The organism is Pseudoduganella sp. R-32 (genome assembly GCF_049913245.1).
In the GTDB taxonomy this organism is placed as follows: Bacteria; Pseudomonadota; Gammaproteobacteria; order Burkholderiales; family Burkholderiaceae_D; genus Rugamonas.
On record NZ_CP183987.1, the window covers coordinates 3,614,181 to 3,632,487 of the forward strand.

An 18,307-nucleotide genomic window follows, 5' to 3' on the forward strand; every position below is an offset into this window, starting at 1 on the left:
ACATGGTAAACACGGACTATCTTTCCGATGCACTGGCAGATGCGCTCAGTGGCTTTTCCGCGATCGAGACGCGCGGCCGAGTGCTGGAGGCGGTGGGAACGTTGATCAAGGCCAGCGGCGTCAGCGCCCGGGTCGGCGATATCTGCGAGCTGCGCAATCCGGGTACGCCGTGGCGGATGCAGGCCGAGGTAGTCGGCATTGTCCGCGACCTGGTGCTGCTGATGCCTTTCGGCGAGCTGGCCGGTTTGTCGACCCAGACAGAGGTGGTGCACCTGGGCCGCACTCAGGGGGTGAAGGTGGGGCCGGGTGTGCTGGGCCGGGTGCTGGATGGATTCGGCGAGCCGATCGACGGCCTGGGGCCGATTGACGCGGTGCAGGAATACCCGGTTTACGCGCCGGCGCCCGATCCGCTGCGGCGCAAGCCGATCCTGAGCGCCCTGCACACGGGCGTGCGTGCGATCGATGCATTCCTTACCTGCGGCGAAGGGCAGCGCATGGGGATCTTTGCGCCGGCCGGCACCGGCAAGAGCAGCCTGCTGTCGATGATCTCGCACGGCGCTGCAGCCGATGTCACCGTTGTAGCGCTGGTGGGCGAACGCGGGCGCGAGGTGGGGGAGTTCTTCCGTACCGCAGTGCCAGCTGCCCGCCGGGACCGCACCGTCTTCGTGGTGGCGACCTCGGACCGGGCGGCCGGGGAGCGGGCCAAGGCGCCCTGCGTGGCGACGGCGATTGCCGAGTATTTCCGGGACCAGGGCCGTTCGGTTTTGCTGCTGGTCGATTCGGTCACGCGCTATGCGCGCGCATTGCGCGAGATTGGCCTGGCGGCCGGTGAGCCGCCAACACGGCGCGGTTTTCCTCCCTCGGTGTTTACGGTGCTGCCAAAGCTGTTTGAACGGGCCGGACAAAACGAGAAGGGCGCGATTTCCGCCTTCTACACGGTGCTGGTCGACGATGACGAGGCAGGCGATCCGATCGGCGAAGAAGTGCGGTCGACACTCGATGGCCACATCATCCTGTCTGCCAAGCTGGCCGCCGCCAACCACTATCCGGCGATTGATACGGCGCAGAGCCGCAGCCGGGTGATGAACATCGTGGCATCGGCTGAGCACCAGGCGTTGGCGGGAACACTGCGCGAGCTCGGCGCCAAGTACCTGTCGATCGAGATGTTGTTGCAGATCGGCGAATACGAGGCGGGGTCGGATGCCGTCGCGGATCGGGCGATTCGTAGCCGTGAAGCGTGTTCGGCGCTGCTTCGGCAGGCGCCGGGAGAATCGTCCGGCCTGCGGGAAACGCTGGCAGCCATGCGCAATATAGCGGCGAGCTAGAGGACATGGAAACCATGGAACAGCACGAAAAACTGGTCGAGGTTCGGGACGCGCAACTCCAGAGCGCACACGCCGAACTCGCGCGCAGGGCGACGGTGCGCAACCGTATCCGGCAGGAGGTCGAACGCGTGGAGGCAGCGCTGCAAGCCCTGGCCGCCCAGAGGGCTGCCTGGGACCAGCAGTGGCAGGCGTGGATACAGCAGGGCGGGGCGCTGCAGCGAGGCAAGGACTATGCCGATCAGCACTTGAAAATCGCCGCGCTCGAGAACGACCTGGAAGAAGAGCGGGCCAGCATCGTTGAATGCCTGCTGGAAGCGCAGCAGGAAGTCGATGCGGCCCGGGCCAGGACCAGGAAGCAGTATGAGGCCCTGACTCAAATCATGGATGTGGTCGGCCAGATGAAGCAAAAGCGGCGCCAGGAGCAGGAAGCGCGTAACGTGCAGCGGTCGGAAGACGCGGTGGCCGCGAGCTGGTACCTGGCCAGGAAGGCGACCGCGCCGGAGGCAAGGCATGAATGAACTTTCCACGATCGATGGCGGCGAGCGGAACTTCCCGGAATTTGCGCAAGCCGGTGTGTCGCCATACCAGCCCACGTCCGATGCGGCTGTCGCAGCCTTTCGCGATCTGATGCTCAAGCGGGGGCCGGACGCGGCGTCGGCTCCGCCGGCCAAGCCGAATACGCAGGCAAGCGACGCGTCCGCGCATGCACTCCGCGCGGACTGGTCCGACCCGGTATCCGAAGGGGCGGAGGTCATTTCCCGGCTTGCGCCCGCACACCCGCGGGCGACGGCTGGAGGGGAGGGCGGCGAGTCTTCCCTGCCTTTCGCGATACCCGCCGAGTTGATGGCGGCCGGCGTGCAGCGGCTAGGCCAGCACGCTCCCGCCGCGCTTCAGCAGGAGGTTGCGTCGGCCGCTGCGGCTCATGCCGAGGTTGTCCAGAACGAGGAAGTGGCGGCGCTGCTGCAGCATTTCAGCGCCAACTTGTACGTTGCCGACCGCCCCAAGGCGGGGACGGGGCACATCATGGTCGACCTCGGCGCATCGCTGCCTGGCTCATCGGTGGAGATGTCGCGCGAGGGTGTCTTCCTCAACGTGCGGCTGCACGCGGCGGACGAAGCGATGCTGCGCCAGATGCGCGGTGGTAGCGCGCGCTTGCTGGACGCGCTGAACAAATCGACGGGCCTGGTGGTTCGGCTCGACCTGGTCCAGCGTAATGACACGGCCGGAGACGAGGCATGATGCCTGATTCCACCTGCCTGGTGCTCGATCAGCTCGAGCCTGATGCGAGCCGCCTGATGAATGCCTGGCTCGCCGTGCGGCAGTATACCGAATGGCCGGTGGCCGGCCGGCGCCTGCGCATCCAGTGGGGCTATGTGCCGCCGCATTCCTCGTTTGCTGTCGCCGTCGAATGCACGTTGGCGGGCCAAGCCGTGCTGGTCAAGCTGGACGGGCTGGCCGGAATCGACCCGCGCCTGGTCGGCGAGCCATTTTCCCGTCTGCCAGCGCCGATGCGCAATCTGGCCATCGAACGGGTCGCCGCGGATTTCTTCGCGGCGCTGCCGCCGGCCTTCATGCATGACGCGGACATCCGCGCGGTGCATTGGTCAATGCCGGACAGCGAGGCCTGGCCCTGCGCGATCGGCTTTGTCGCGACGCGCGAGGAAGGTACTCAGTCGCGCGGCACGCTGGCGGCGAGTGCGCTGCAGACGCTGGAATGGCTGCACCAGGCCATGCCGCAAGGCGCCCCGCCGCCGAGGTTGGCCAGGGACGACTTGCCGGTCGCGGTCCGGCTGCGCGTGGGCCGCACCGTGCTGGCCATGTCCACGGTGCGCGGCCTGGGCGTCGGCGACGTGGCGTGGATCGATGAAGGCGGGGCGATTTCGCGTCATGGCGTGACGCTGGTCCTCATTCCCGGCAACAGCAGCCAGCGTGCGTGGTCGGCTCGTCTCAAGCACCGTACCGTGGCGCTACAGGCGCCATATTCTGGAATCCTGGCGCCCGAGCAAGGGCTGGTCGTCAACCGAGGAGAGCATAGCACCATGCACAAGGACCATACCGATATCGAAGTCCCGGTCGTGTTTGAAATGGGCCAGATGGTATTGCCGCTGGCGGAGATCGAACGCCTGCATGCCGACCAGATGTTCGAGCTGGAGCAGGATGCCGGCCTGGCGACAGTGACGCTGAGCGTGTTTGGCTCGGTGATCGCCGAAGGCAAGTTGATCACCATCGGCCGCAAGCTGGGCGTGCGCATCGTGCGCGTTGCCGGCGGCGGCAACGAACAATCCGCTTAGCTGTTGCAGGGGGAAACGTGCTACCACAGGGAATGCCGGATCCGATCATCGTCATCACCACACTGGGCTTGCTGGGGCTGGCGCCCTTCCTTGCCGTGATGGTGACGTCCTATTCCAAGATCGTGGTGGTGACCAGCCTGGTGAGGAATGCGCTGGGCTTGCAGCAAGTGCCGCCCAACCTTGTCCTGAACGGGCTGGCGATCATCCTGTCGCTCTACATCATGGCGCCGGTCACCAGCAAGATCAGCGACACCGTGCAGGCGCAGGTGAAGCCGGGCCAGCAGATGAACGCGGGCAGCTTCTTCGACATCCTGGGCCTGGCGCGCGAACCGCTGCGGGCGTTCCTGTCTAAGCACACCAATCCGCGCGAGCGCGAATTTTTCGTCCGCTCGGCCGGCAAGATATGGCCGGTGGAGCGGGCCGAGGCGCTGACGGGCGATGACTTGCTGGTGCTGGTGCCGGCATTCACGGTGACCGAGCTGACGGCCGCGTTCAAGATCGGATTCCTGATCTACCTTGCCTTCGTCATCATCGACCTGGTGGTGGCCAACATACTGGTCTCGATGGGCATGATGATGTTCTCGCCCACGGTGGTGTCGGTGCCGCTCAAGCTGCTGCTGTTCGTCGTGCTGGACGGCTGGTCAAAGCTGGTGCACGGCTTGATCCTTACTTATCAATAGGCCGGCGCCATGGAATTTTCCGTCCTCATCACCTATGTCAACCAGGCGCTGCTCCTGATCCTGATCCTGTCGCTGCCGGTGATCGCGGTGGCCAGCATTACCGGCCTGGCGCTGGCGTTCCTGCAGGCGGTCACCCAGGTGCAAGACCAGACGATATCGTTCGGCGTCAAGCTGATCGCAATCATTGTCACGATCGCCATGACTTCATCGTGGCTGGGCAGCGAGTTGTACATGTTTGGCGACCAGATGTTTGGCGCCATTGCGGGAGTACGCTAGCAATGGGCGCCATGATGCACCAGGGAGAAGCCATCCTGATCGTGACCAGCCTGCTGATGACGCGCATGCTGGTGGCTTTTTCAGTCTGGCCGATCTTCATGGGGCAGACTGTCCCCGTCATGGTGCGCATGGCGCTTGCCGTGGCCTTGAGCAGCCTGATGCTGCCGGCCGCATTGCAAGATCCGGCCATGCTGTCGATTTCCACTCCCCAGATTGTCTTCGTACTCCTGAAGGAGGCGGGCATCGGGCTGGTGCTGGGCTTTCTGTCGGGCATAGGATTCTGGGCCCTGTACACCGCCGGCACGATTATTGAATTCCAGGCGGGCATGAGCATGGCGACCGTGGTCGACCCGACCACGGGACAGGACGATTCGATGGTGGGCGGCCTGATGATGCAGATGTTCACCATGCTGTTCCTTGTGACCGGCGGCCTGCTGTCGATGATCGGCACGCTGTATGAGAGCTACCAGGTGTGGCCGATCCCGAGCATGGCGCTGTCGATGGGCAACGCGAGCCTGGTGGAAGTCGGGCTGCGCGCGCTGGGCGAGATGCTGGGCCTGGCACTGAAGGTTGCGGCGCCGTTCCTGCTGTTGATGCTGATGCTGGAGATCGGGCTGGGCCTGTTGTCGCGGTTTGCGCCGCAGCTGAACGCCTTTTTCCTGGCGATGCCGCTCAAGGCGCTGATCCTGTCACTGCTCATGTTGCTGTACGGGGCCGGCATGTCGGAGAGCTTGCGCGCTCTGCCCATCGCCGATTTTCCCGGGATGCTGAACGCACTGCGCGGGGTCTGGCATGAGTAGCGAATCGTCCAGCCAGAGCAAGACCGAGCAGCCGACCAACAAGAAGCTGCGCGACGCCAGAAAGAAGGGTGATGTCTGGCACAGCAAGGACCTGGCCGCGACGGCCGCGATCGTGCTGGCCCTGGTCCTGTTCACGCTTGGCGGCGTGAGCCTGGTCGAGCGAATGGGCGCCATGCTCACGCGCACAGCCGGCGCCAGCTTCAGCACCTTGGACGATCCGGCGGTGTTGCTGGCATGGACCCGCGACCTGCTGACGGAAGCGGCGTGGATTTGCGGCGCCGTCGTGCTGCTGATGGCCGCGCCGGCGGCGCTGCTGGGTTCGATCCAGGTCGGCGCGGTGTTTTCTCTGGATCCGGTGATGCCACGCCTGTCGCGCCTCAATCCGATCGAAGGGACCAAGCGCCTGTTCTCGCTGCGCAACCTGGTCGAGCTGGTCAAGCTGATCGTCATCTTGATCGCGCTGGCCGCCGTGCTGTGGTGGGTGGCGCGCGCAACCCTGCCTGCGCTGGTGCGCGCGCAGTGGCTCCCGGTTGGCGGCCTGCTGCCGCTGGCCGGCAACGTTATCGGCCAGATGGCATGGATGGTCACGGTGGCGTTCGTAGCCATGAGCGTGTTCGACACCTGGTTCCAGCGCATGGACTACCTGAAGCGCCACAAGATGACGAAGGATGAAGTGCGGCGCGAATCGCGGGAAATGGAAGGCAGTCCGGAAATGCGCGGCATGCGCCGCCGCCTGCATCAGGAAGTGGGCATGGGAAACATGCTGGAGAACGTGCGCAAGGCGAATGTGGTCGTCGTCAACCCGACCCATATCGCCGTCGCGCTGTACTACGAAGCCGGCGTGACCGACCTGCCGCTGGTGGTCGCAAAAGGAGAGGGGCATATTGCGCAGGCGATCCGCGACATCGCGCAGGAAGAGGGTATCCCCATCATGCGCAACGTCAAGCTGGCGCGCGGCCTGAATGAGGCGGTGCAGTTGAATGCTTATATACCGGACGAATTTCTGGAGCCCGTTGCCGAGGTGCTGCGTTGGGTACGGGATTTTCATGGACGACTTGGCGAGGGATCAGAGTGAAAAATAACCCGATGCATGGATTGGGAGCCCCCGGATCGTGGTCGCTGCTTGCGCGCCATGCGGATCTGCTGCTGGTGGCCCTGGTGGTGGCCGTCATCATGCTGATGGTCTTGCCGCTGCCGCCCTTCATTCTCGACAGCCTGATCGCGCTCAACCTGACGATCTCCGTCGTGCTGCTGATGGTCGCGCTGTATATTTCCTCGCCGCTCGGCCTCTCGACATTTCCATCGCTGCTGTTGTTCACCACCTTGTTCCGCCTGGCGCTCAACATCGCTTCGACGCGGCAGATCCTGCTGAACGCGAATGCGGGCGAGATCATCGCCACTTTTGGCCAGATGGTGGTGGGCGGCGACGTGATCGTCGGCGCGGTGGTGTTCCTGATCGTGGCAATCGTGCAGTTCATCGTGGTGGCCAAGGGTTCCGAGCGGGTGGCCGAAGTGGCGGCTCGCTTCAGCCTGGATGCGATGCCGGGAAAACAGATGAGTATCGATGCCGACCTGCGGGCCGGCATCATCGACAAGGACGAGGCGCGCCAGCGCCGCGCCAAGCTGGAGAGCGAGAGCCAATTGTATGGGGCGATGGATGGCGGTATGAAGTTCGTCAAGGGCGACGCCATCGCGGGCTTGATCATCGCGGCGGTCAACATCCTCGCCGGGCTGGCGATCGGCGTCTTCCGCAAAGGGATGGATGCCGGCACGGCGCTACAGACCTACGCGGTGCTGACCGTTGGTGATGCCCTGGTGTCGCAGATACCGTCCCTGTTCGTGTCGATTGCTGCCGGTATCGTCATTACGCGCGTCTCCGATCCTGGCCGGGTCGGCAGTCCGAACCTCGGCAGCGAAATCGCTGCGCAGATCAGCAGGCAGCCCAAGGCCCTGCTAGTGGGCGGCGCGATGGTTTTCCTGCTGACTTTGGTGCCGGGTTTTCCCAAGTTCCAGTTCATCCTGCTCGGCATTGCGGTTGCCTCGCTTGGCTTTTTCCTGGCGCCGGCGCGGCGCCGCTATGCCAACGCGGCACAGACGCCGGTCCCGTCGATGCAGAAGGAAGGCCATGACGTGGCGCGCACCCTGCTCGACGCCGAGGAGCATCGCTTGACGATTCCGCTGGTGGTGCAGGCTTTCCCCGGCGTTGGCAGCGTGCTGTCACCGGTGCATTTCGAGACCGAACTGGCCGAGGCGCGGCGCTACTTCAGTGTCGAACTGGGCATCCCGTTTCCAGGCGTGGTCATGCGCGAGAATGCGCGCCTTGCGGACGGCGAATACCGGATCTATGTGGATGAAATTCCCGTGCTGGCCGGGCAGTTGGCGGAGCAAGAGGTGCTGGCACTGGCCTCCCGGCAAATGCTGGACCTGGCGCGCATCCCCTACAGGGAGGGCGGTACGCTGGTCCTCGGACACACCGCGCTGTGGGTTCCGGTGGAGGAGATCGACGCGCTGGAAGCGGCAAACCTGAAGTATCTGGAGAATGAGCAGATCCTGGCCCGCAGCCTGCTGAGCGTGATGCGGCGCCACGCCGGCGAATTCATCGGCATCCAGGAAACCCAGTACCTGCTGAAGCGCCTGGGCGAACAGTATCCCGACCTGGACAAGGAACTGCAGCGCAACGTGCCCTTGCCGCGCCTGGCTGAAGTGCTCAAGCGCCTGGTGCGTGATGAAATTCCCATCCGCAATCTGCGGGTGATTGCCCAGGCCCTGATTGAATGGGCGCCGCGGGAGAAGGACACGGTCCTGCTGACCGAATATGTGCGGATCGCGCTGACGCACTACATTTCGCACCGCTTCGCGCTGGAGGACGGTTCGCTGCCGGCGATCGTGCTGCATCCCCGCGTGGAAGAGCAGTTGCGGCAAGCCCTGCGCCAAACCTCGGCGGGCTCGGTGCTGATGCTTGATCCGGACATCGGCAACCAGCTGGTTGCCAATATCAAGCAGGCGGTGGAAACCCATGTGGAGAAAACAGCAGTTCTGCTGACCTCGCTTGAGATCAGGCCCTATCTCAGGAAGTTGACCGAGGTGGAACTGGCCGATCTCGCCGTGGTGTCGTACCAGGAACTCAGGCAAACGGTAAGGGTAGTGCCGGTCAGTTCAGTGGAGATCTAGGCACAGACCTGCATCGCATGAACGGTAGCCAACCAACAAAGGAGAACAATATGTTAGGGATCGACTTCGGTGGCATCATCCACCGCGCAGTACAGTTGCTGGACCTTGACCCGCCGCCGCCCAAGCACGTGGACCCGCCGCCGCCCGCGACGCCCAACGTGGTCAATGCCGACTACGTGACCAAGGGGCCGCGCGCATCGCCGCTGCTGGTGACCAAGCCGCAGATCGATTTCGTCAAGGTGCCGGCGCCGGCCGTGAAGGCTGCAGAGGAGTACACCGATAAAACGGTCGCCACTGCGAAAGAGACCAAGCAGGCGGCGGACAAGCTGCAAGCCGATTTCGGCGACACAGCGCCGGAAGACAACCAGGCCGACTGGGAAATGTACGTAGCCCGGCGCACCGTCGCCAATGGCGACCAGGCCAAGGCCGAACAGGCGATCGCCGCGGAATTGCGCCTGACCTACCAGGGCGACCCGAACAACAAGGAGGCGGTGCAGAACGCCGCGCATGATATCGCGAACCGCTACCATGACGATCCGGCCGCCCAGGCGGCCGTCAACAAAAGCCTGGACACGGTCCTGACTGAAACTCCCACCGAACGGGCGACCAATACCAAGCTCAACGAAGTCAACCAGGCCGGCACCAGGCTCGATGACCTGACCGCACAGCAGCAGGGGGGCGACAAGTCTGTGACGAGCCAGCAGATCATCAGCGCGCGCGAAGACTATGCCGCAAAGCAGAAAGAACTGCTGGCTGCGACCCGCAAGGAATTGAGCGCGACCTATGCCGACTTGCCTGCCGGTGTAAAGATCCGTGAACTGGACCCGCTGGCTTACGCGGCCACGCAGATGAACGGACGCTACGCCAATGATCCCGAGTTCAAGACCGTGATCGGGGCGGCCACAATCCTGCAACGGGTGGAAGACAGTGCCGTGCTGGGCAACGAGGCGCAAGTCGATTTGCTGGGCAAGGCCCTGCCGAAAGGTGTGGACCCGACGATCAAGGGGCTGGTGATGGCCGACCCCGGCGTGCAAAAAATCATCGACAGCTACGTCAAGGACGGCGTCAAGGACGTCGAAGATGCATATGCTCAGAAAGGCACCGTCGCGGGAGCCGAGGCCTTGCGCGACGTGACTGATCCGTCCAAACATGCGGCCATATCGCCCGAGATCGCCGCCCGGATCATCAACCAGTCGAAACCGACGCTGGAAAAGATCGTCGACGATATCGCCACCCGGCAGGCAAAGGGCAAGGACGGCCAGCGGACCATCACAGATATCGGGTCGGGTATCAAAGTAGCCAAGGCGCTGTCGGCGGCGGTGGACGTCGCAGCTGCCGGCGGCGACTGGGAGAAGAAAGAATACAGCAACCCTGAAATCAAGGCTGCGGTGGAGGGCATCGCGCACCTCATCGCCACCAAACCCGCGTCGGATATTACCCAGCTGGGCTTCAAGGATGCGGTGGCCGACGGCCACGCGACACTTGCCCTGGAAACCGTGCGCCAGGTATCGACCCTGAAAATGGATGAAGTTGATATGGGCGCGGCCGGGAAGTTCCACGATGCGGGCCGCTTTGAAAAGCAGCAGGGGGTGTGGCGCGATGCGACGCTGCGCGCGATCAATGACGGCCTTAACGGCTTGAAGAAAAATAACGAGGGCATGCTCGACAAGGCGACCAAAGGCATGGCGCCCTTGCTGGTCCAGGGCAAATACTCGCAACTTCTGACGGAGGACGATTTCGTCAAGGGTCAACGGGCGATGATTGAAAAATTCCCGGGACTCAAAAAAGACATCATCGACGGCCGCAAGGACATCGACGATATGGGATACAGGCTGCTGCGCACCAGCGAGGCCGTTGATTTCTACAACAAGGACCTGGGCGGGATGGACGGCTACAAGAAGGCCGATGGCACTCGCAAGTCCCTGATGGCCGATGAGAAAGTGACCTCGACCATCCTGCTGAGCGATAGCGCTTCGATGCGCGCGAGTACCCAGATTGCCCGCAAGATGCTCTCGGACGATCTGAAAAACGGCGGCGGCGAGGCGCAGAAATTCGGTATTGGCGCGCAGCTGACCGGCGACCTGGCGGAATTCCTGGCCGAGACTTATGTCATCGGAAAGGTGAACGGCGGCGTGAATTTGCCAGGCGCCGCGATCAACGCCTCGCGCGCGGCCCACCTGCCTTACTTTGGCGGCACGGTGATATGGGGTGTCGGCGGCGCCTTCCAGGCAGCCTTGACCGGGTATCTCTTCGACAACGTGCAGGTCGGCGACGTCGGCGGGCCCTTGCGCAAAGCCTTGTTGCTCGGCCTGGTGGGCGGTTTCGCCGGTTTCCACCTGATGCAGGCCGGCATGGGCGCGGCGCGCATCCAGCCGCATTCGCTTGGCGACGGCCTGCTGGGGAAAGGTGGCGATAAGCTCGACACCAAAATCAAGAATTTCGGGACGAAATTCTTCGATGCCGCCGAATCCGGCGAGAGCAGCTGGGGTCTTTATGTCAAGGAAGGCTCAGTGCGCGACCGCTGGACACGACTCGCGACCGAGGCGACACAGCCGCTGGTCAAGCAACTGGTTGGCCTGATGACGATAGCCACGGCATGGGATGGCAGCGGCGTATTCATGAATCTCAACGGAACACTGCCCTTCAAGAACCCGGATGGCACGGCGGCCACCGATACGCAACAGTTTAAGCTGGGCACGCAATCCGTCAATCTCGCCAGCGACGCCATGCTGCTGCGCCTGCAGGTGCGCGAGATGACCTTGCGTTCCCTCGGCGCCAAGGTCATGGCCGATCCGGCGCTCAAGGCTGCCGCCGAAACCCGCTGGAAGATCGAACGGTTTGCCTTCGCTGCGTCGGAAGGAAAGAAGGTCGCCGAATTGAAACCGCATGAGTTCAGCTTCAATACGCGGCTGGCAGGCAAGTATGCGCTCGGCGAATCGGGAGTCGACGGTGCCACCGCCCGAACTGCGCTCGGTGAAGCAAGTGCGACCAGGAAGTTCCTTGGCACGAGCAAAATGCTGGATGTGTTCGAGCATCTGTTCGGCACCGGATCAAAGGGCAATGCGGCGAAGTGGGCAGAGACGCTCAGCCCGTCGGTCAGGGGCCTGCTGTTCAGAAACATCGTCAAAGAGGGCGCCACGAAAACTGTGGGGCGTTTCGCCGTATTCGGCAGTAACCCGATCGGCTGGGTTGTCAACATCGCCTACCTGGGCACGACGGTCGCCAATTGGGCCTGGGACCACAACAAGAACATACAGAACTTCCAGAACTATGATCGGACCTTCATGGAAGGCGTCGGCCTCGACAAGGCGCATGCCGACGTGATGGCGGAGCACGATTGGTGGAGCAGCGACGCCAAGGTCGACGGCTTCCTGAAAGCCTACGCAACCACCGGCGGCGACCCGGAAAAGTTCATCGACTACATCAACAAGACCGACACCAAGGTGCTGGGCAAGATGCTGGAGGCCACCGAATCGCTCACCGATCATCTTGACGGCAAGGGCAATGTGTCCGATGCCAATCCGTTCTATGACAGCTACCTGGCCCTGCCGCCCGAGCCGGCCGATGTGGACCTGTCCAAGCATCCGACGATCCGTTTCAATGCCGAGAAAAACCGCTATGAAGATTCGGCGACTGGCATGTTCCACGAAAAGGGCAAACTCGACTGGCGCCTGGATCGCAATGGCAACATCACGTCCTACTTCCCTGAGGAGCGCAAGCTGACGTTCTATTCGCTGGCGGGTCCGCACACAACGACGATCCATATCAGCAGTGCCGCCGGATGGAAGAACTGGCTGGCAGCGCGCGACCTGCCGCTGCCGCCGCAGGCGCCGCCGCCGTCGACCGTGCCACCGGATTTGCCGCCCGCGCCGCCGGTATCGACCCAAAATGTGTATACCGTCAAACCCGATGACAACGTCTGGGATGTCGCGGGTAACGATCCAGGTATCGTCGCCAAGATCTATGATCTGAATCCCTGGCTGAACGAACGCCTGGAGGCTAGCGCCAAGGACAGCGGGCATGGCCGGAATCCAAACATCCTCAATGCTGGGGAAATTCTGATCTTGCCAGAAGGCTTCAAGGCGCACGGGTGATCTAGCGCCGCCAGCCATCGCTTTCCCTGACCCTGTCGCCGGTGACCTCGTCCGTCACCGGCACAGCGGCCCCGTCTCATCCGGACCTGACCCCTGCCTAGTCATTTGCAATAAATTGTATCGGGACAACCTCCCGTACCGCTTTCCGGTATTCTGGTCAACCGTCACCGCGCGGTCGTGCGTCGGGACCCCCGGTAAAACCTCTAAATCACCAAGCTCTCACCATTTGAGGTGATTTTCAAACCGGTTTGAATTCGTTAAGCTGTATTTATTGTTGTTTCCAATGCAAGAGCAGGCGGGGACATCCATCGTTGCTGTCCCGGCCGCCTAGAATGGATCAGTAATCAGATGAGCGATTTGTCCCACCATCCCTGCCAGGTCTTGCTGGCCGACCAGATTCTGTCGACCAAATTCGTGATCCCGGCCGCCACTGCGCACTTGCTGGTGCGGCCGCGCTTGCAGCAGCCGGAACAAGCGCCGCGTGTGGTGCTGGTCTGCGCACCCGCCGGCTACGGCAAGACGACACTGGCCGCGAGTTGGGCCGCCGCCAGTGCCACGCCGGTCGCCTGGCTGTCGCTGGATGCCGGCGACAACGACCCACTGCGCTTCCTGGTGCATTTCATCCGCGCGATTCAAGGCCAATGTGCGGAGTTCGGCAAAGTCCTGGCCGATATGTGTGCCTTGGTTCCACCGCCCCCGATCGATGTCCTGATGCGGCCACTGATCAATCAGCTGTGTGCGCTGCCGGAACGGCTGTGCTTCATCCTGGATGACTTGCAGTTGGTGACTGAGCCGGCCGTGCACGAAGCCATTGCGTTCTTGGTCGACCATCAACCGGCGCGATTGCAGCTGATCTTCGCGAGCCGCAGCGAGCCGCCATTCTCGCTGGCGCGGCTGCGCGGCCAGGGGCAGATTGCGGAATACCGCAGCGAAGACTTGCGCTTCAGCCTGGAGGAAGCGGAAGCGTTCTGCAACGATGTCATGCAGCTCTCTTTACCGCATGAGCAGGTCAGCATACTGGCTGAGCGCACTGAAGGCTGGATCGTCGGCCTGCAGCTGGCGGCAGTGTCGCTGAGCCATCATCCCGACAAGGCCGGTTTCGTCCGGAACTTCGCCGGCGACAACCGGCACGTGACCGATTTCCTGCTGGACGAAGTGTTGCAGGGCCATGCCGCTGATATCCAGAACTTCCTGCAGCAAACCTCTGTGCTGGAACGCTTCAATGCGGCGCTGTGCGATGCGGTGACCGGGCGCGACGATAGCCGCGCCCTGATCAGCGAGATAGAGCGGGCCAATATGTTCATCTTCGGGCTCGATGAGCAACGCCTTTGGTATCGGTATCACCATCTGTTTGGCGCCTTGCTGCAAAGCCGGCTGCGCGTGGCCGCGCCGGACTCGGTCAGGCTGTTGCACCGGCGTGCCAGTCAATGGTTCAGCGAAAATGGTCTCATTACGGAAGCCGTCCACCATGCACTGGCAGCGCGCGATCACGAGTGGGCTGCCGATTTGATGGAGAAGCACCACAGCGAACTCTTTTCCCACGGCCGGATGGGCAGTGCGCTGGCCTGGTCGAGACAGCTGCCGGAGACTGTGCTCGCGCAGCGCCCCTTGCTGTCGATGGTCTGCGCCTGGGGCTATCTGTACCGGGATGACTTGGCCGAGCTGGAACGCCACCTTTGCCTCCTGGACAAGTGCCTGGCCGGACTTCACGACGCGCCTTTCGGCGGCAAGGAGCGCGCGATGCTGGGCCAGCTTGCGCTGTTGCGCGGCTGCCAGTCGGCGTACGAGGGCAATATCGAAGAGGGCCTTGCCCATCTGGACGAAGCGCAGGCGTCGCTCGCGCCAGCCCGGACCCTGTATCGCGCCGCAGCCGTGGCACGCGGCGTGTTTTACTTTGTCAGCGGGCGCCTGGATGAGGCGCAACGGCTACTGGAGAACAACATCCTGGTCCGGGAAGCGACCCACAACGTCCAGGTGCCAATCACCGCCGCCCTCGCGCTGGCGCGCAGTCATTTGCTGCGAGGCCGACCGTTGGCAGCGAAGCAGATCTACGACAAGACCATCCAAGCCCTGATGGTGTGCGGTTGGCAGGACCTGCCGGCGTGCGGCATGCTGCATATCGGCCTTGGCGAGGTCGCCTACGAAATGAACGAGCTCGTGTTGGCGGAACAGCATCTGGCGCGCGGCGTCGAGATGACTGCGGCCGGGATGCAGTACGCCAATGCCTGGGGCCGGGTGCTGCTGGCGAAGACGCGCAAGGAACTGGGGGCGGCCGTGGAAGCTTGCGACCCCCAGTTCGAGGTCCTGTTGCTGCGCTACGCCGGCCGCCTGGTAGTGGAGGTCGCGCCGCTGTCAGCCGTGATTGCGGGCTATTGGCTGAGTCTCGGCCAGATGGATGCGGTCCAGCTCTGGAGCGAAGCCGCGCGCTTGCCTCTCGAGGAAGCGCTGGCACCCGGCCGCGAGGCGGAATACCTCGTGCTGGCGCGCTTTTTCATCCTCGCCGAACGGCGCAGCCAGGCGCTCGACCTGTTGGATCGCTTGTGGTATCCGGCTCTGGAAGACCAGCGTCTGGCGGTGATGACCGAGATCCTGGTGCTCAAGGCGATCTGCCTGCAGAAAGTCGGCCGCAGCGACGAAGCGATGACGGTGCTGCAAGAGGGGGTCAGCCTGGCCGAAAACACGCATCTGCTGCGCGTATTCATCAATGAAGGTGACGCACTGACCGGAATGCTTAAAAAGCTGGCGCGCGGCGCTGATTACAAATCCTATGTTCATACCTTGCTTGGTCATATGGGCGCAGATGCCGCCCAGGACTCGACGCAGGCTTTCGAGCGCCTGCCGCAGTTGTTCAGCAAAAAAGAAAAGCTTGTCGTCAGTCATATTGCGCGAGGTGCGACGAACCATGAAATCGCCGAGAGCCTGTTTATCTCATTGAATACGCTGAATTCGCACGTGAAAAAAATCTACGTGAAATTGGGCGTGAACAGCCGGCTGCAGGCAGCCGAACGCCTGCGCCAGCTTGGCCTTTCCGATTAGCTTGTCCGCGCCGCCGGACGCACGCGTGGCGCTTGTCAGCATCGACCGGCCTGCAAAGGCTATAGCGCTAGTTCGCTGGCACGGCGTCGAATTCTATCAGCGTGCCGTCGGACCAGCCGTGCCGGTCCGACGGCAGGGACAGCGACAGTTGAGGGGTTGGCCAAGTACGGCGCTCCGTGCGGTCGCCGTCGTGGAGCGTCACAGCCTGGAAGGCAAAGGGAATCCGCACGGATTGTCCCCCATGGCGGCCGACAAAGCACCAGTCGCGCCGGCCCGCCAAGACCGATAGGGCCGCACTTTCCCAGAAGCCCAAGTTCTTCTTGAGGATGGCCATGTTAACCTGGCAGGCTAACCTCAAGTCTCCCATTCGCAAGACGTCGGATGACAAGCCCGGCGTACGCACTGCGGCCGTCGGCCAGTGCTGGTCGAACAGATTCTGGTGCTTGTTCACCGAAAGAACGGCGTCGCCCGGGTCATACCGGGTAAGACGAGGTAAAACGAAACCGGCCTTTTCCGCGTCCAGCACCAGGCGCTGATCGCCATGTTCGATGACGATTTGAACGTTGTCGAGAGCTAGACCTGGATCGTTTGGCACCAGATGAAAATGCAGCTCGCTCTTTGGCGCCAGATGCCTATGCTCCTCAAAAGCATCCAGGCCCGCGCGGAATGGATCGTAGGGCCAACTCGCGGGATAGCGCAGCGCCGTGACGTGGACAACCGCGTCCTGTGCCAGGACCGGGCCACAAGGGCCGCAACTGGCAGCGATTAGAGCAGCAATCAGCAGGGAGGTCAGGCGCATGAAGCAATAGTACTGGCCGATGGAATGCAATTTAATTTGGATGCGATCGAATGCCGATTGGAGCGGACGAACGGTAAAATCAGCCAGTGGAGCAGTTCTATGGGATGCGGAGTTATGGAAGCCATTGCGACAAAAGTCGAAGCAATTACGGACGATGATGATGACCTCTCGTCTTTGTGCATTTGGTTTGACAGAGGGGGGTATATCGCCCTTGCAAGAGAAATGGGTGATCGCGATATCGAGTGTGAATTTCTGGATCAGATGAATGGCTTCAAGCCGAAGCGGCTCGAGTACGAGTTAGAGAAACGGGTACTGCAGTTGACGGTATTCGATGACGAGTACTTTGATAGAGAACGGACGCTGCAACAGTTGAAGGTCAATCTTCCTGAAGGGCTCTTTAAACTTGATCACGTCATCGAATGCCTTGAATCAATCTTTGCCGGGTGTGCGCTTTGATCGTTGATCCTGCAAGTTGCCGAATAATGAAAGGCAAGCTCAAGCCGCTATCACGCTGTAGTCTCCCTGCCGGACCCGATCCAGCATCGTCAGCTGGGCAGGCAGGCAGATGGAGTGCAGGTCATACCGTTCAATAATGGTCTGGCGCGCGCGCAGGCGAATCTTTGTGAACGCTTCGGGATCGGCCAGGACCTGTATTGCGCGCTCTGCGATTTGTTCAGGGGAAAAGAAGTCGACCAAGAACCCGTTGTCGCCATCCCGAATAACTTCTTCCACCGGCGGCGTGCGCGAGCCGATGACTACGCAGCCGCTGGACATCGCCTCCAGCATCGACCATGACAGTACAAAGGGATAGGTCAGGTAGACATGGGCGCGCGACAGCGCCAGGATGCTGGTGAAGTGGGAATACGGCACCTTGCCAAGGAAGTGCACTCGGCTCCAATCGACTGAATCGCCCAGCTCCTTCAACATGACGTCTTTCCAGGAGCCGCCTCCAGCAGGCGCCGCGCCATAACTGACGCCATCGCCGCCGACAATCAACACGCGCGCATGCGGCCGGCGGCGCAGGATCTCGGGCAGGCTGCGCATAAAGCTTGGGAAGCCGCGATGCGGTTCCAGGTTGCGGCCGACATACGTCAGGACTTCGTCGCCGGCCTTGACGGTAATGCCGGCACCCGGAATCTGGTAGGTCGCGTTGGGATTCGGGCGTATGCGTGCCGTATTGACGCCTTCGTGCAGCACGTGCAAGCGTTCGCGATAGGGCTCCGGGTAGAGCGATTGCTGCCAGCGCGTCGGTGTCATGCCGGCATCGGCCGCGTCGAGTGACAGCAGGTTCACCGTGTTGCGGGCACGCAGGCGAGGTGCGGTGTCCGGCGTGACAGGTTCGTCGGGTGCAAAGCCGACGTCGCCCTTGCTGATGTGGTAGAAGTACTCGAAGTAGCCGACCAACGGCACGTGCGGAAATACGTCCTTGAGGAACAGGATCTCGCCCCAGCCGCTATGGCCGACAATCAGGTCGGGCTTGAAGCGGTTGTGGCGAAGCCGCATGGCGACGCGCGCCACCCCTTGGCCATAAAGCACTGCCGATTCTGCGCTGCGCAGGTAGTGGTGGGTCTGGCGCGAAACCGCCCGGTCCGGCTGGTACACCATCGTGCGCACTCCGGGCACATTCATTCCCTTGCGTTGCGTTATAAAAATGACATGATGGCCGTTGGCTGCCAGGTGCTGCATCAGGTGCAGGAATTGGCCCGGCATATTCTGGTGGACAAAGATGATATTCATGGCGGCAGCACTTTACACCGAAAAAAAAGTTCATACACCCCTAAATTGTTGCGGAAATCGATGGATATATTGATATGAGGTTGGCGCGGTGCAGACCG

The 18,307-nt window shown here is 62.3% G+C and carries 14 protein-coding genes; 12 read left to right on the forward strand and 2 right to left on the reverse strand.

Annotated elements, in window-relative coordinates; all coding sequences use genetic code 11:
- The first annotated feature begins 2 nt into the window (after positions 1-2).
- The 11 genes from ACN9MU_RS16680 (at position 3) to ACN9MU_RS16730 (ending at position 15,673) form a co-directional block, all read left to right on the forward strand.
- Positions 3-1,325: a FliI/YscN family ATPase gene (locus tag ACN9MU_RS16680; protein WP_426343106.1), complete on the forward strand. Its 1,323-nt coding sequence runs from the start codon at positions 3-5 to the stop codon at positions 1,323-1,325.
- Positions 1,326-1,339: 14 nt separating this feature from the next.
- Positions 1,340-1,843, forward strand: coding sequence for a hypothetical protein (locus ACN9MU_RS16685; RefSeq protein ID WP_426343107.1), 504 nt, complete (start codon positions 1,340-1,342; stop codon positions 1,841-1,843).
- On the forward strand, positions 1,836-2,564 hold the full coding sequence (locus tag ACN9MU_RS16690; RefSeq protein WP_426343108.1) for a hypothetical protein: 729 nt from the start codon (positions 1,836-1,838) through the stop codon (positions 2,562-2,564). The genes ACN9MU_RS16685 and ACN9MU_RS16690 overlap by 8 nt, the downstream gene beginning before the upstream one ends.
- Positions 2,561-3,616 (forward strand): FliM/FliN family flagellar motor switch protein, encoded by a 1,056-nt coding sequence (locus ACN9MU_RS16695; protein ID WP_426343109.1) that lies wholly within the window; start codon positions 2,561-2,563, stop codon positions 3,614-3,616. The genes ACN9MU_RS16690 and ACN9MU_RS16695 overlap by 4 nt, the downstream gene beginning before the upstream one ends.
- A 32-nt stretch (positions 3,617-3,648) precedes the next feature.
- Positions 3,649-4,296, forward strand: coding sequence for a type III secretion system export apparatus subunit SctR (sctR, locus tag ACN9MU_RS16700; RefSeq protein ID WP_426161454.1), 648 nt, complete (start codon positions 3,649-3,651; stop codon positions 4,294-4,296).
- 9 nt (positions 4,297-4,305) lie between these two features.
- Complete coding sequence (gene sctS, locus ACN9MU_RS16705) at positions 4,306-4,572, forward strand: type III secretion system export apparatus subunit SctS (protein ID WP_426161455.1); 267 nt, start codon at positions 4,306-4,308, stop codon at positions 4,570-4,572.
- A gap of 2 nt (positions 4,573-4,574) precedes the next feature.
- On the forward strand, positions 4,575-5,372 hold the full coding sequence (sctT, locus tag ACN9MU_RS16710; RefSeq protein ID WP_426161456.1) for a type III secretion system export apparatus subunit SctT: 798 nt from the start codon (positions 4,575-4,577) through the stop codon (positions 5,370-5,372).
- The gene (locus ACN9MU_RS16715) at positions 5,365-6,447 is read left to right on the forward strand and encodes an EscU/YscU/HrcU family type III secretion system export apparatus switch protein (protein WP_426317936.1); all 1,083 of its coding nucleotides are present in this window, start codon (positions 5,365-5,367) and stop codon (positions 6,445-6,447) included. Before sctT ends, ACN9MU_RS16715 begins: the two co-directional genes overlap by 8 nt.
- On the forward strand, positions 6,444-8,543 hold the full coding sequence (gene sctV, locus ACN9MU_RS16720) for a type III secretion system export apparatus subunit SctV (RefSeq protein ID WP_426343110.1): 2,100 nt from the start codon (positions 6,444-6,446) through the stop codon (positions 8,541-8,543). Before ACN9MU_RS16715 ends, sctV begins: the two co-directional genes overlap by 4 nt.
- 50 nt (positions 8,544-8,593) lie before the next feature.
- Positions 8,594-12,637, forward strand: a complete 4,044-nt coding sequence (locus ACN9MU_RS16725; RefSeq protein ID WP_426343111.1) for a hypothetical protein — start codon at positions 8,594-8,596, stop codon at positions 12,635-12,637.
- Positions 12,638-12,985: 348 nt separating this feature from the next.
- Complete coding sequence (locus tag ACN9MU_RS16730) at positions 12,986-15,673, forward strand: LuxR C-terminal-related transcriptional regulator (RefSeq protein WP_426343112.1); 2,688 nt, start codon at positions 12,986-12,988, stop codon at positions 15,671-15,673.
- Positions 15,674-15,740: 67 nt separating this feature from the next.
- Here the strand turns inward: ACN9MU_RS16730 and ACN9MU_RS16735 are convergent, their stop codons facing one another.
- Positions 15,741-16,502 (reverse strand): hypothetical protein, encoded by a 762-nt coding sequence (locus ACN9MU_RS16735; protein WP_426343113.1) that lies wholly within the window; start codon positions 16,500-16,502, stop codon positions 15,741-15,743.
- A gap of 6 nt (positions 16,503-16,508) precedes the next feature.
- Between ACN9MU_RS16735 and ACN9MU_RS16740 the strand changes: the two genes are divergently transcribed.
- A complete protein-coding gene (locus ACN9MU_RS16740; protein WP_426317941.1) occupies positions 16,509-16,928 on the forward strand; it encodes a hypothetical protein in 420 nt (139 codons plus the stop codon).
- 39 nt (positions 16,929-16,967) lie between these two features.
- Here ACN9MU_RS16740 and ACN9MU_RS16745 read toward each other — a convergent pair whose 3' ends face one another.
- Positions 16,968-18,209: a glycosyltransferase family 4 protein gene (locus tag ACN9MU_RS16745; RefSeq protein ID WP_426161463.1), complete on the reverse strand. Its 1,242-nt coding sequence runs from the start codon at positions 18,207-18,209 to the stop codon at positions 16,968-16,970.
- Between the last annotated feature and the right edge of the window lie 98 nt (positions 18,210-18,307).